Below are 13844 nucleotides of genomic sequence, written 5' to 3'. Positions count from 1 at the left end.
GCCTCGGCGCAAACCTGATGTAAGAGCCCTATTTATGTCGTCCATGACTCCACGCGAAATAGTTCACGAACTCGACAAGCATATCGTCGGTCAACAATCTGCAAAAAAAGCCGTCGCCATTGCCCTGCGTAATCGCTGGCGCCGCATGCAGGTCGGCGGACAGCTTAGCAACGAGATTACACCTAAAAATATTTTGATGATCGGCCCGACCGGCGTCGGTAAAACTGAAATTGCACGACGCCTCGCAAAGCTCGCCAATGCACCATTCATCAAGGTAGAAGCCACCAAGTTTACCGAAGTTGGCTATGTTGGCCGCGACGTCGAATCAATTATCCGCGACCTTATCGACCACGCGATTAAGATGTTCCGCGAACAAGAAATGGAAAAGTGCCGTCACCGCGCCGAAGATGCCGCAGAAGAACGTGTACTGGATGCACTCTTGCCACCCGCGCGAACCGATGCTGAAACGCAGCAAAGCAGTACTCGACAAATATTCCGTAAAAAACTCCGCGAAGGCGAACTCGACGACAAAGAAATCGAAATAGATGTGTCCGCTAGCAACCCCAGCGTCGAAATCATGGCGCCGCCAGGCATGGAAGACATGACCAGCCAGCTGCAGAATATGTTTTCTAATATCTCCAGTGGCAAAACAAAAAAAATTAAACTTAGTGTCGCTAAAGCGTTTAAAAAACTCACCGAAGAAGAAGCCGCCAAGCTCGTTAACGAAGAGGATTTAAAAGCTCGCGCCATCAAAGCAGCAGAACAAAACGGCATTGTCTTCCTCGACGAAATCGACAAGGTTACTAAGCGTGGCGGCAGTTCCGGTGCAGACGTGTCTCGCGAAGGCGTGCAGCGCGACCTACTACCTTTAATCGAAGGCTGCACAGTCAACACCAAACACGGCATGATCAAAACCGATCATATTTTATTTATTGCCTCCGGCGCTTTTCACCTCAGCAAACCGTCCGACCTCATTCCTGAATTACAGGGTCGCCTACCTATTCGGGTAGAACTAGAGGCGCTAACGCCTGATGATTTTGAACGCATTTTGACCGAGCCCGACGCCTCACTTACCGAGCAACACCAAGCGTTACTAGCAACCGAGAATGTCACGCTGAGCTTTACGCCTGAGGGTATTCGCCAAATTGCTGAAACGGCCTTCCGCGTCAACGAAAATACCGAAAATATTGGTGCTCGACGCCTGCATACCGTGCTAGAAAAACTTTTGGAAGATGTCTCATTCGCCGCCGACGGCACCGAGTTAAGTGTTGCCGTAACCGCTGAATTCGTCGACGAGCAGCTGGGTGAGCTGTCTCACAATGAAGACTTGAGTCGCTTTATTCTCTAATAACTTAGCCCTGCGTGCCGCGGCCGCAGGGCTCAACAACCACCAGCCCGAACACACTAGAGCGCCCTATGGTCAAGCCGAAAAAAATACAGCTGCACCGCCAATCCCGCAGTTTAGAGTTGCACTATGCCGAAGGCAGTTACGTACTACCGGCGGAGTACTTGCGTGTTTACTCTCCCTCTGCGGAAGTAAAAGGTCATGGACCGGGCCAAGAAGTACTGCAGCGAAACAAACACGACGTCGCCATCGATGCCGTTGCGCCTCAAGGTAACTACGCGCTGCGAATCAGTTTTAATGATGGCCACGACTCAGGCCTATTTACTTGGGGTTACCTGCACGAACTCGGCCGCGACCATCAGTCCAAGTGGCAAGATTACCTCACGCGAGTTGCCGCCGCAGAGCAGGCTGAAGCCGATCAGGACCTATCCGCAGTTAAGTGGATGGAACCACCAACCCCGCAGTAGTCCCCCCCACTTAGCAAACATTCTCCCAGACTATTAATTTTCTCCAAATCCCGCGAGCAAAAGCCTGTCCCCCAGCAAGACGCTTAAAGTCACTCGCTTTTGTTCTGGGTTAACGCGCGCGGCGCAACAATTGGGGTACAATACCGCCTTCAGTAGAAGGGGAATCCAGATGTCAGAAGAAAAAACCACTCACTTTGGTTTTGAGCAGGTCAAGGTCGAAGAAAAGGCTGAGCGCGTCGCCGATGTGTTTCACTCTGTCGCGGCCAAATACGACCTGATGAACGATTTGATGTCTGGCGGTGTTCATCGCATCTGGAAAAAATTTACCATCGAACTTTCCGGCGTTCGCGCCGGAGACACAGTGCTCGATATCGCTGGAGGCACTGGCGACCTCACCGCAAAATTTGCGCGTTTGGTTGGCCCCAAAGGCCAAGTTGTACTCGCGGACATTAACGACTCCATGCTCAAAGTTGGCCGCGACAAGCTCACCGACAAAGGCGTAGTCGGCAATGTTCACTACACTCAGGCGGATGCCCAATACCTACCCTTTCCCGACAATAGTTTTGATTGTATTACCATAGCCTTCGGCTTGCGCAACGTAACTGATAAAGATCTGGCCCTAAAAGCCATGTACCGCGTACTGAAACCCGGCGGCCGCTTGTTAGTCTTGGAATTTTCCAAACCGCAACACGCACTACTCGAAAAAGTATATGACACCTATTCGTTCCGCATCCTGCCATTTATGGGCAAGCTGGTCACCAACGACGCCGATAGCTATCGATACTTAGCGGAGAGCATTCGCATGCACCCAGACCAAGAAACCCTAAAAGGGATGATGGCTAACGCAGGCTTCAGCGAGACCAAATACTACAATATGACCGGCGGCGTGGTAGCTCTACACAAGGGCATTAAGGCCTGAGACTCGAATTATGGCAGCTGATGATGTAACCGCAGACCACGACCCAACCTATGTCACCGCACTTGCGGCGGTGTTAGAGAAGATCGTCAATACCGCATTAACCTACGACCCAGCGACCAAAGTAGGCCTACAGAAACTTGAAAACCATGTTCTTGCGGTGCAGATAACCGAACCGCAACTAAAGCTGTATTTTGTTGTTCTCGCAGACCAACTTGATGTTATGGCGCATTGCGAAACGCCCGTCGCAACCCTGCTACAAGGCAGCCTGCAAGACCTTATCAAACTCGCTTCCCAACCTTCCACGTCACTGGCAAACAGCGGTGTTAGAGTTGAAGGCCAAATCGGACTGCTGTCCGAATATCAACAAGTGCTATCGCAATTGGATATTGATTGGGAAGACGCGCTAGCCTCGCGGCTTGGCGACCTACCCGCGCACCAAATTGCTCAGGCCTTACGTGCCGCAACTAATTGGATTAAACCGCGCAGCCGCAAAGCGGCAAGCTTCACCGCCGACTTTTTAACAGAAGAACTGCGGGTGTTGCCGCACAAGCTTGAGGTCGACCAATACGTGCAGCAGGTCGATCAGTTACGTGAAGCTAGCGACCGTCTCGAAGCGCGCCTGCAACGCCTGCTATTACAGCAAGCTCAGCAACAACAATAACAAGAACAAAACACAAGGCTTCTCGTGAGTAATTTTTTTCGGCTTATCCAAATTCTTCACACCCTCGGACGCTATCGTCTCGACCAGCTTATCGATAAGAATCAGGTGCCCCGTCTTGCACGCTTGTTGCTATTGCCCTTCAAACTCTACCCCAAAGCGAAAGCCAGCCGCGGTAACCGCTTGCGTCATGCGCTCGAGGAATTAGGGCCCGTATTTGTAAAGTTTGGCCAACTTCTCTCCACCCGCCCCGACTTAATCCCAGCCGATATCGTCGAAGAGCTCGACCATCTGCAAGACAATGTAGCTCCATTCGACAACGCCATATTTATCGGCATAGTAGAAGCTAGTCTCGGCGACAGCGTTGACAATTTATTTAAAACCTTCGACTCGCAACCGCTAGCCTCGGCCTCAGTGGCACAGGTTCATACCGCCGTCTTACACACCGGCGAAGATGTGGTCGTTAAAGTTATTCGACCCAACATCAGCGTTATTATTGAAAAAGACGTCAATTTAATGCGCCTGCTCGCCGGCTTGGTAGAACGCTATACCCGCGAAGGGAAACGCCTGCGACCAGTAGCGGTAGTCGATGACTATCGCGAAACCATCTTTGATGAACTCGACTTAGCGCGCGAAGCCGCTAACGCTTCACAACTGCGCCGCAACTTTGAAAAATCCAGCATGCTTTATGTCCCGGAAGTTTACTGGGACTATACGCGTAAAAACGTCATGGTGATGGAGCGTATCTACGGTATTCCGGTGACCGATGTAGCCGCACTTAAGGCGCAAAATACCGACCTTAAAAAACTGGCCGAACTGGGCGTAGAATTATTTTTTACCCAGGTGTTCGAACACAACTTTTTTCATGCTGACATGCACCCCGGCAACGTCTTTGTAGCGCGTAGCAACCCGCAAAACCCGAGCTATATGGCGGTCGACATGGCCATCATCGGCTCGCTTACCCGAGAAGATCAGTACTACCTAGCACGTAACCTATTGGCTATGTTCCGCCGCGACTATCGCCAAGTTGCAGAACTGCATGTGCTCAGCGGCTGGGTTCCACAGGGAACATCCATCAGCGGCTTTGAATCGGCGATTCGCTCCGTATGCGAACCCATTTTTGAAAAGCCGCTAAAAGACATCTCGTTTGGCCAGGCGCTTATCTCACTGTTTCAAACGGCACAACGCTACCAAATGCCAGTGCAACCACAGTTGGTTTTACTGCAAAAAACGTTGCTCAACATCGAGGGCTTGGGTCGCCAACTTTACCCAGAACTAGACCTTTGGCAAACCGCGCACCCCTACCTCGAACGCTGGCTAAAGAATCGCTACCACCCCAAAACACTTTGGCAGGATTTGCAGTATCGAGCACCGGAATGGCTAGAAAAATTCCCTCAAATACCACACCTGTTGTTCGACACGCTCTCCGAAGTTAAACAACTCGCTAAGATCGCGCCGCAACTGGAAGAGATGAGCGCCGCTATGACGCGGCAGAGATACTCGCGCTTGACGAAAGCCAAAGGTTGGCTGGTGGTTTTGCTGTCGGTTACAGCGCTTATTGGAAGTGTTTGCCTTGGACTTTACGACTGGCAGCAGAACGCGTCTATTTCGACTGCCGCGGCGTTATTGGCCGCTGCGGGTGTATTCGGATTAGCGCGCAAATAGGCTATTCACATAACCTATCGCAACGGCTGCCACTCAATTCTTTTCTTGCAAGCCCCACTGATAGAGTTTGTTTTTCTTCTCGGTGGAAATCTGCGCAGCTAGAGCGGCGGCCTGTTTCAGGGGTAACTCAGACATCAGGATTCGCATAATACGCTGAGCTTCAGGGTCAACGCTGTCGGCTTCGGAGCTTGGCGCAGAATAACCCTGCACCAGCACAACCATCTCACCGCGCAACTGATTCGCATCAGCCTCCAGCATGGCCAGCACCTCAATAAAACTGCCGCTGAGAAAGGTTTCAAATGTTTTGGTGAGTTCCCGTGCCAAGACTAATTGGCGTCCCTCACCAAAGGTTTGCGCCATAGCCTGCAGTGACTCTTGAATGCGGTGTGGTGATTCGTAAAAAATTAAGGTGCGCGGATCGGCGGCCAAGGGCTCTAAACGCTGCTGCCGAGCACCGGTTTTAGCTGGCAAAAAACCTTCAAACGCAAACCGATCAGATGCCAAACCTGCGGCACACAAAGCGGTAATAACCGCGCTGGCACCGGGTATCGGCACCACGTTAACACCCTGCTGTCGAGCCATGGCAACCAAGCGGTAGCCTGGGTCGGAGATTAATGGCGTGCCGGCATCCGATATAAGTGCCACGTTGTCTCCGCTGATAAGGCGGTCTAACAGGCGCTGAGTTTGGGCCTCATTGGTGTGGTCGTGATAAGCCAATAACGGTGTCGAAATCTGGAAATGCTGTAACAAGCGAGCACTATGGCGCGTATCTTCAGCGGCAATAATATCCACCAACCGCAGAACTTCTTGCGCCCGAATGGTCATATCTCCAAGGTTTCCTATCGGAGTTGCGACGATGTATAGCGCGTTCGAGTTATTCATTTGTTATATTTCCGTCACTTGAGATAAATGCTGCGGCGAATACGCCGTTTAAAAAATAATATTTTGGGGGATGTGTGTTACTCACTCAGTCGCAAACGAATAGACCGCGCTCGCTAGCGCTAGCAACACTGATTACCTGCCTGCTTACACTGCTCAGCAGTTGTGGCAGCACGCCCACGAAAACCGGCGATGCTGGCGAACGAAGCTGGGACAAAGACACCATTTCAGCGCTACTTAAAGACGCCGAATCCAGCAACGGCGTTGAGCGCACAGAGTTAATGCTCACCGCGGTGCAAGCGATGTTACAACTCGGTGAACGCGACTGGGCTCACAACAGCCTCGACAGCATTAACCCCGCAACGCTTAACGACGAGCATTATTTCACATACTCGCTGCTCGCTGCACACATAGCCAGCCAAGATGGCCGCTATTTTGTCGCCAAAGGACTACTCTGGAACTCACGCTTCGCGCGCTTATTGCAAAATGCGGCTCCAGAGAAGCAAGTTGAAGCGTTGTTTAGCCGTGCCGACACACTGGAAAACATTGCTGAATTCCACAGTGCCGTACAGCAGCGTTTGCGCTTGGACGCATTACTGGAAAGCACCGCCCCCCAAAGTGAAGAACGCGAACTTAATCAAGATAGCCTCTGGCAAGTCTTAATGAGACAGCCTTACAGTGAGCTTTTACACGAAGCCGACCGCGCCGCCGACACTATTACTCAGGGCTGGTATACCCTCGCCGCACTAAGCAAAAACAACCAGACCAATATGCGCCAGCAGCTCCAAAGTGTTGAAAACTGGGCGCTGAACTGGCCCGACCACCCCGCCAGCCTGCGACTACCTGCCGATCTGCAACTACTCAAGCAACTGGTCGAGCATCAACCGCAAAACGTCGCCGTGTTACTGCCACTTAGCGGAAAATATGCCCAAGCTTCGCAAGCTGTTCGCGACGGTCTGATGGCCGCGTATTACAACCTCGCAGGACAGGGCGAAGCCATGCCCGTTATGCAGTTTTACGACACCGAAATCAACGATATAAACCTTGTTTACGACCATGCGGTAACCAGTGGCGCGGATTTAGTTATTGGCCCTCTCGACAAAGCGCGGATCGATGAGCTTGCATTGCGTCCGAGCCTTCCTGTGCCGACACTAGCCTTGAACTATGTCGAAAACCCAACAGGAGGCACCGAACAGCTGTTTCAGTTCGGTCTAGCCGTAGAGGATGAAGCCAGACAGGTAGCCGAGCGCGCTTGGCTAGACGGGCACCGCAGCGTCATGATCCTAGCGCCGAACAATCAATGGGGCGATCGCAATAGCAGCGCCTTCACGCAAACTTGGCAAGAGCTTGGCGGCCACCTCGTCGGCAACTACCGTTACGAGACGCAAAAAGAGTATTCCAACTTAATTCGCCAAGCGATGGACATCAGCGACAGTCAAGAACGTGCGCGTGAAATGCGCCAAATACTCGGCCAAACCATCGAGTTTGAACCACGTCCACGCGCCGACATAGACTTGATCTTCTTAGTCGCCCACAGCACTCAAGCTCGTCAACTAAAACCGATACTTGCCTTTCACTACGCCGGCAATATTCCTGTCTACGCGACGAGTTATGTTTACGATGGCAACGCCGACGACAATGCCGATCGCGATATGAACGGTATTCGATTCACGACTTTACCCTGGTTCTTCAGTACCGATTTAGCAGAAAAACAGGCAATCGAGCAAGCCAGTAACGATGCGAACAGCTATCAGCGGCTCTACGCCCTCGGCGTAGACGCGTTCCACATATACCCTCGCCTCAAACAACTTGAGAGCGTAAGTCAATCACACTTTTACGGTAGTACCGGTGTCATTCGCCTAGACACTGAACGTCGTGTCGTACGCGAACAAACCTGGGCGCAATTTGTCCGTGGCCGAGCCTACCCAACGACAGCAGCTATAACAGTCGATAAACCAGCCGCTGAGCAATAGCTAATAAATAAGTCTGTTGCGACGGATTGACACTTCTATAAAGGTTACAGGGATGAAAATCGAGTTAAAGAGAGCCGCGGATAAAACGACAACAAAACCTGAAGCGGCTCCACAAACAGCAGGAGCAAAAGCCGAAGCCGCTGCGGAACACTATTTACGCGATCACGGTCTACATCCAATAGCCCGCAACTTCTCTTGTAAGCTTGGCGAAATAGATCTCATTATGCGTGACGGCAATACGCTTGTTTTTATCGAGGTACGCTTTCGTAAATCAAACCGCTTTGGCTCTGCCATCGAAACCGTTACACGCAGCAAACAACAAAAGATTCAGCGCACCGCTCAGTATTACCTTATGCAACAAGCAAATTCTGCTAACATGGCGTTGCGTTTTGACGTGATTGGCATGAGCGAATCGGAAACGCAATGGATTAAATCGGCCTTTTAAATTTTATGTCTCAACGCGTCTACAATCTTTTTCAAAAAAGTGTCGAAGCCAAAATGCAGGTGGGGGAGGCTCTTGCGATACCCATCGAGCAAGCCAGCGATGCAATGGTAGCTGCGCTGCTAAACGATAAAAAAATACTGGTTTGCGGTAACGGGACTTCCTCCGCTCTCTCGCAAATTTTCACCTCGGCTTTGCTAGACCGTTATGAGAAAGAACGCCCCGGCTTACCCGCCGTTTGGCTTGGCAGTAATGTGTCTACTTATACCGCTATAGCCGCGGACTACAATTACGGCGATGTATTCGCCAAGCCGATCAGAGCACTGGGCCAAGCTGGCGATATTTTATTGGTAATCAGCAGTAGTGGAAATTCGACTAATCTAGTGCAAGCCGTAAGTGCAGCTCACGATCGCGACATGACCGTGGTCGCGTTAAGCGGTCGCGATGGCGGTGATATTGCAACACTGCTCACCGATAATGATGTAGAGATTTGTGTTACGGTAAATTCACGCGGCCGAATCCACGAAATTCATCTACTTAGCCTATTTTGTATTTGCGACCTAATCGACAACAAGCTTTTTGGTTTGGAGTGACCTAGATCCATGTTTAAATATTTGTTTAAGGTTGATTTCCTGTTTAATTTTCCATGTAGCGCCACGCTCAAAACCCTTGCCAGCATTCTGTTTTGGGCAAGCATTTCTTCAGTACTAACTGGCTGCGTAACGCTCGTCGACGCTACCACTAACGAGCCAATTCAAACCGACCCCAGTAAACGTAGTTTCGGCAACTACTGGGACGACGCTAACTTAAAAACGATCGTCGCGGTTAACATTCGCAAAGCTAGCCCAGCACTTGCCGATGCGCATATCGAAGTTACCGTGTATAACCAAGTCGTATTAATCAGTGGCGAAGTGCCGAGCAAAGCCGAATACGAGCTCGCAGGCAAAACCGCGCGCGCTGTCAACAAAGTACGTCAGGTCTATAACGAGCTTAAACTAAGCCCTAACAGCAGCATTTTGTCTCGTACCAATGATAATTGGCTGGCATCAAAAATTCGCTTAAAACTTATGGCGCACCGCGATATCGATTCCAGCCGCGTGAAAGTAGTGGTTCAAGATGAGGTTGTTTTCCTGATGGGTAAAATGACTCAAGTACAAGCCGATAAAATAACGACGGTTGTCAGTTCCGCGTCGGGTATTAGCAAAGTTGTACGCGCTATCGAATATATAGACTAACGCCGCTAACCTAGTGAGTTGTTGCATTCGCATCCACGCGCTATAAATTACGAATTTAGATCACAAACGCCGCACCTCTTTATTGGCACAGCCCTGCCCTACGGCTAGACTGCCGTTAACCCCTTTTTCGACTGGAGCTCCACTTTATGTCTACTTCTACAATCGTAACCCTAGTCGTATTGCTACTCGTGTTTTTCTACATAGCTTCAATCTATAACCAACTCGTAAACCTGAAGAACCAATTCCAAAATGCGTTTGCGCAAATAGAGGTGCAGCTCAAACGCCGTTATGACCTAATCCCGAATCTAGTGGAAGTTGCCAAAAGCTATATGGCCCACGAACGAGAAACGCTTGAAGCGGTAATTAACGCACGTAATGCGGCGATGTCCGGCCTAAAAGCAGCGGCTGCCAACCCTGGCGATGCGACGGCTATGGCAGGATTGGCTGGAGCAGAGGGCGCATTGAGTAGCGCACTGGGGCGCTTAAATGTTGTCATGGAAGCCTACCCCGACCTAAAAGCCAGTGACAACATGACGCAATTAAGCGAAGAGCTAACCACCACCGAAAACCGTGTCGCGTTTGCTCGTCAGTCCTACAACGATAATATCACCGCCTACAACAGCTATCGCCAAAGCTTCCCCCCAGTATTTTTTGCCGCCTTTTTCGGCCATAGCCAGGACGCAAAACTTCTCGAGTTTGAAGATAGCGCTGCGATTCAAGCTGCCCCACAAGTGCGCTTCTAACGCCGTTTCTAGATCACACCCCCAATTTGGCAGCCTAGGCTAAGCGCGTCACATGAATTTTTTCCAACACCAGCAAAGTGCAAAAAAACGAACCACTTTGCTGGTACTGTTGCTTAGTCTCGCGGTAATTTCACTAATCGCACTCACGGTTGCAGCCGTCGCTGCACTACTTTTCTTTTCCGATAACTCCGGTCTTATTCAGCAACCGTTCGATCGCAGTTCTCTACTGGCTTTTTTGCTCGATGTTGCGCAATCACAGCTCGGATACTCAATCGCAGCTGGAGTCGTGGCAACTGTGTTAGTTGCCAGCGTGTACAAGTGGATGCAATTAAACGGTGGTGGTAGTGCCGTAGCCGTCGCACTCGGAGGCTATGTTCTTAGCCACGAGACTGCCTCTCCAGCGGAAAAACGTCTACTCAATGTAGTGGAAGAAATCGCCATTGCTTCAGGTAACCCAGTGCCGCTGGTGTATCGCATCAACGACCAAAGTATTAACGCTTTTGCAGCTGGACTTACCCGTCGCGACGCCGTGATCGGCATTACTCGTGGCTGTATCGAACTGTTAAATCGAGAAGAGCTGCAAGGTATAATCGCCCATGAATTTAGCCATATTCACAATGGCGATATGCGCCTGAATATGCGGCTCGTGGCAATTTTACACGGCATTTTAGTTATCGGCTTAATCGGTAAATTACTTCTTTATAGTTCGCCACATCGAACATATTCATCGCGAAAGGGAAAAAATGGCAACAGTTTTGCGTTACTCGGACTAGCCTTTATAGCAATCGGCTACAGCGGAACCTTCTTCGGTAACCTTATAAAAGCCGCAGTAAGTCGACAGCGAGAATTCCTTGCAGATGCATCCGCCGTACAATTCACTCGAAATCCTAACGGTATTGGCAACGCCTTACGTAAAATCGGTGGCGCAACTACAGGGTCGACAATAAGTAACGGCAATGCGGCTCAGTTCAGCCATATGTTTTTCGTCGAAGGCGTCTCTCACGCATTTAGCCCACTGGCGACCCACCCACCACTGCACCAACGTATCAAGCGCGTGCTACCAGGCTGGAACGGCAGCTATATTAAAAACGAACCGCAGCAATCGAAACCCTCTAAAGCGGGAAGCTTGGGAACCAACCAAAGCGGAAATTTCAACTCATCCGAACAGCACTCTAGCGGCGCGGGGGCACACTCAGTCGCTAGCGGGAAACTAGAGTCACTCTCGCAGTTTGTTGCTGTCGCAGCGCTAAGCCTAGAACCCATCACCCCAAAGCATGCTGCCCACGCGAGCGCCGCAATCAACGAAATTCCGGTTAATCTGCGCGATGCAGCCCATCAAACCTTTAGTGCTCGAGCGCTGATATATTGCCTTATATTAGATAAGGCAAACGATGTACGTGAACTTCAACTCGAGCAATTAAGAACTATCGCGCACCCTGCGACCTATAAGGTGGTAACAGCGCTGCACAAGTACGTCTACCAATTACCGCGGCGATCGGCCATTACCTTAATTGAGATGAGTATTCCGGCGCTTAAATTGATGTCAGCACCGCAACTGCAAGTCTTCAACAGGTGCCTGCTAACACTTATTCACGCCGACAAGAAAATCAGCTTATTTGAATGGTGCCTCCACCGAATAGTCACCAATAATTTAAACCCAGTCACCCTTTCAAAAGGGCTCTCCCTCCTAGAATTAAAAGACGAAATTAGCCTTATATTTAGCCTTGTGGTGTACGCAGGTAAAAGCCAATCTCCTGGCGGGGCTTTCCAAAAAGGTATCAATAGCTTAGAAGTCTCAAAAGTTAAATTTACACTTAGCAGCGAAGGGTTTACGTTTAGCAAGCTCGATAGTGCCTTAGCCGCTATAGCCAATCTAAAAGAGCTGGAAAAACCGCGGCTTTTGAAAGCCCTAGCGATAACCATCGGCAGCGATAACATGGTGACAACAGAGGAAGTGGAGTTGTACCGAGCGATTGCCGACTCGTTAAATTGCCCCGTACCACCGCTCATCAATGCTAGCGACGTTGATACTGGCCCCTAAGGAAAGCTAAAAGGAGACTGGCTTAGTTTGATGCGCCAGGGACGACTAAAACTCAGCAAGACATTGCTATGATGCGGGTGCCGGAGCACAAGAGGCTAGACGTAAGCGCTATTATTTTGCAACGGAACCATAGCCTAGCAGAGGCTTATCGGCATGCCGGAGCTTGAGTTCTTCTAAGCGACGGTTGCCAAGCATTTGATAATCTCGGAGTTTCCGTCGCGTTTCGAGATAGGTTTGCTGGATCATCAGAGCATCACTACTCGCGCGGTGGCGCAACAAGCCCATATTCGCGGCGACAATTTGCTTGGTGTCATCCCAAATCGCTAACTGCTCGTCACTGGTAATCGCTTCTATCGGGCTTAGCCGAAAGGTGGGCGGCATATTGGCGGCATAGAACAGCTTTATCAACCATGTCTTGTCGTGTGACCAGCCGTCGCTATAAACGGTAGAGTCTTTTAAGAACTCGTTTAACTCAGAGGCAACTTCACGAATTGGCGCTCCTCGTAATAACAGCGAGCGCCGAGGGATACAGTGAATACTCGCAGCATCTTTACACCAGTGAGTCCACTCGGGTTCTGGGCGGATAAGCGAGCAATAGCGAGCGCCAGATGACGCAACCACGCCAATCTCGATCGGATAGCTTTGATTGCCGAATCCTGATGCCTCAATATCCATAATGCTTGGAAATTCACGGCGAGCAGAACTGTTATTTTCGCTTAGTTGAATAGTCATAGTTATTATAATAGTCGACTTTACTCAATGTTCGAATAAGCAGTTACGAGAGAGCCCAGGCCGCTCTCGCACATACAGCATTATGCTAATCAGTCTACATAGACTGGTCCAACACCCATCCCCCAAACCAAAACAGTACCAATCATAGCGGTTACCATCAGCACTAAACCCACTGTAATTACCGATGAAGCATACATAAATGCACGCTCCTTGTTGATATTCATCACCACCGGTAGGCCTTCGTAAATTAGATATACTGAATAACTACCCGCCACCAACATCGCGGCAGCATTTACCCAGATAGAGGGCACAACATTAAAGATTCCCACCAAAAATAATGGCGTGGTTACACATACCGCCAATGCCGTTCCAGCATGATGGCGACGCTCTTCAGTATCGGAAACACCATATGTTCGCGACATCCAGTTAATAAATTCGCCAAACACGAATACACCAACCATTAATGCAACGTAAGTGAGTACACAAAGTGCCACAGCACTATCTACAGAAAGCTTTACAGGGTCGGCAGAACCGACGCTCCAGCCTACTTGAGTAACGCCGTAAAACGCTGAAATCGCAGGAATCAAAGCAAGAATTGGTACGTGCCCCAAAAACACCTGTTTAAACGACGAGTTTTCGTTGCGAATCAACAACCACTCCGCCGCAGGATTAGTCATGATACCAAACGTATGCTGTAGTATTGCCATTTGGAGCCCTCTGAATAGTTATAATTTTTTTGTGGTAT

Annotated in this window: 14 protein-coding genes; 11 read left to right on the top strand and 3 right to left on the bottom strand. The window is 50.1% G+C overall.

The genetic code is table 11. The features are described 5' to 3' along the window. Positions 1-34 precede the first annotated feature (34 nt). From hslU to ubiB, 5 genes are all read left to right on the top strand, one after another. Positions 35-1348, top strand: a complete 1314-nt coding sequence (gene hslU / locus IDZ20_RS03375; protein ID WP_188150020.1) for an ATP-dependent protease ATPase subunit HslU — start codon at positions 35-37, stop codon at positions 1346-1348. A 68-nt stretch (positions 1349-1416) separates the two neighbouring features. Further along, positions 1417-1812: a gamma-butyrobetaine hydroxylase family protein gene (locus IDZ20_RS03370; RefSeq protein ID WP_188150019.1), complete on the top strand. Its 396-nt coding sequence runs from the start codon at positions 1417-1419 to the stop codon at positions 1810-1812. 169 nt (positions 1813-1981) lie between these two features. Beyond that, the gene (ubiE, locus tag IDZ20_RS03365; protein ID WP_188150018.1) at positions 1982-2731 is read left to right on the top strand and encodes a bifunctional demethylmenaquinone methyltransferase/2-methoxy-6-polyprenyl-1,4-benzoquinol methylase UbiE; all 750 of its coding nucleotides are present in this window, start codon (positions 1982-1984) and stop codon (positions 2729-2731) included. A gap of 10 nt (positions 2732-2741) precedes the next feature. After that, positions 2742-3392 (top strand): ubiquinone biosynthesis accessory factor UbiJ, encoded by a 651-nt coding sequence (locus IDZ20_RS03360; protein ID WP_188150017.1) that lies wholly within the window; start codon positions 2742-2744, stop codon positions 3390-3392. 24 nt (positions 3393-3416) lie between these two features. Then, positions 3417-5054 (top strand): ubiquinone biosynthesis regulatory protein kinase UbiB, encoded by a 1638-nt coding sequence (gene ubiB, locus IDZ20_RS03355; protein WP_188150016.1) that lies wholly within the window; start codon positions 3417-3419, stop codon positions 5052-5054. A 33-nt stretch (positions 5055-5087) separates the two neighbouring features. Here the strand turns inward: ubiB and rsmI are convergent, their stop codons facing one another. Further along, positions 5088-5936, bottom strand: a complete 849-nt coding sequence (gene rsmI, locus IDZ20_RS03350) for a 16S rRNA (cytidine(1402)-2'-O)-methyltransferase (RefSeq protein WP_188150015.1) — start codon at positions 5934-5936, stop codon at positions 5088-5090. Between the two features lie 74 nt (positions 5937-6010). Here rsmI and IDZ20_RS03345 point away from each other — a divergent pair, with 74 nt between their 5' ends. The 6 genes from IDZ20_RS03345 to IDZ20_RS03320 all read left to right on the top strand — a co-directional run bounded on the left by IDZ20_RS03345 (position 6011) and on the right by IDZ20_RS03320 (position 12367). Further along, on the top strand, positions 6011-7906 hold the full coding sequence (locus tag IDZ20_RS03345; protein ID WP_245792075.1) for a penicillin-binding protein activator: 1896 nt from the start codon (positions 6011-6013) through the stop codon (positions 7904-7906). A 52-nt stretch (positions 7907-7958) separates the two neighbouring features. Further along, complete coding sequence (locus IDZ20_RS03340) at positions 7959-8351, top strand: YraN family protein (RefSeq protein ID WP_188150014.1); 393 nt, start codon at positions 7959-7961, stop codon at positions 8349-8351. 5 nt (positions 8352-8356) lie between these two features. After that, the gene (locus tag IDZ20_RS03335) at positions 8357-8941 is read left to right on the top strand and encodes an SIS domain-containing protein (protein ID WP_188150013.1); all 585 of its coding nucleotides are present in this window, start codon (positions 8357-8359) and stop codon (positions 8939-8941) included. Positions 8942-8950: 9 nt separating this feature from the next. Beyond that, on the top strand, positions 8951-9583 hold the full coding sequence (locus tag IDZ20_RS03330; RefSeq protein WP_188150012.1) for a BON domain-containing protein: 633 nt from the start codon (positions 8951-8953) through the stop codon (positions 9581-9583). A 146-nt stretch (positions 9584-9729) separates the two neighbouring features. Then, positions 9730-10326, top strand: coding sequence for a LemA family protein (locus IDZ20_RS03325; RefSeq protein ID WP_188150011.1), 597 nt, complete (start codon positions 9730-9732; stop codon positions 10324-10326). A 52-nt stretch (positions 10327-10378) separates the two neighbouring features. Further along, a complete protein-coding gene (locus IDZ20_RS03320) occupies positions 10379-12367 on the top strand; it encodes a M48 family metallopeptidase (protein WP_188150010.1) in 1989 nt (662 codons plus the stop codon). A gap of 111 nt (positions 12368-12478) precedes the next feature. Here the strand turns inward: IDZ20_RS03320 and IDZ20_RS03315 are convergent, their stop codons facing one another. Together IDZ20_RS03315 and IDZ20_RS03310 are read right to left on the bottom strand one after the other, a co-directional pair. Beyond that, a complete protein-coding gene (locus IDZ20_RS03315) occupies positions 12479-13099 on the bottom strand; it encodes a 3'-5' exonuclease family protein (protein WP_245792073.1) in 621 nt (206 codons plus the stop codon). 89 nt (positions 13100-13188) lie between these two features. Further along, complete coding sequence (locus IDZ20_RS03310) at positions 13189-13806, bottom strand: Yip1 family protein (RefSeq protein ID WP_188150009.1); 618 nt, start codon at positions 13804-13806, stop codon at positions 13189-13191. Between the last annotated feature and the right edge of the window lie 38 nt (positions 13807-13844).

Source organism: Teredinibacter waterburyi, from assembly GCF_001922985.1.
Taxonomy (GTDB): domain Bacteria; phylum Pseudomonadota; class Gammaproteobacteria; order Pseudomonadales; family Cellvibrionaceae; genus Teredinibacter; species Teredinibacter waterburyi.
Note: the sequence above shows the minus strand (reverse complement) of the source record. Positions and strands in the feature narration are given on the sequence as shown.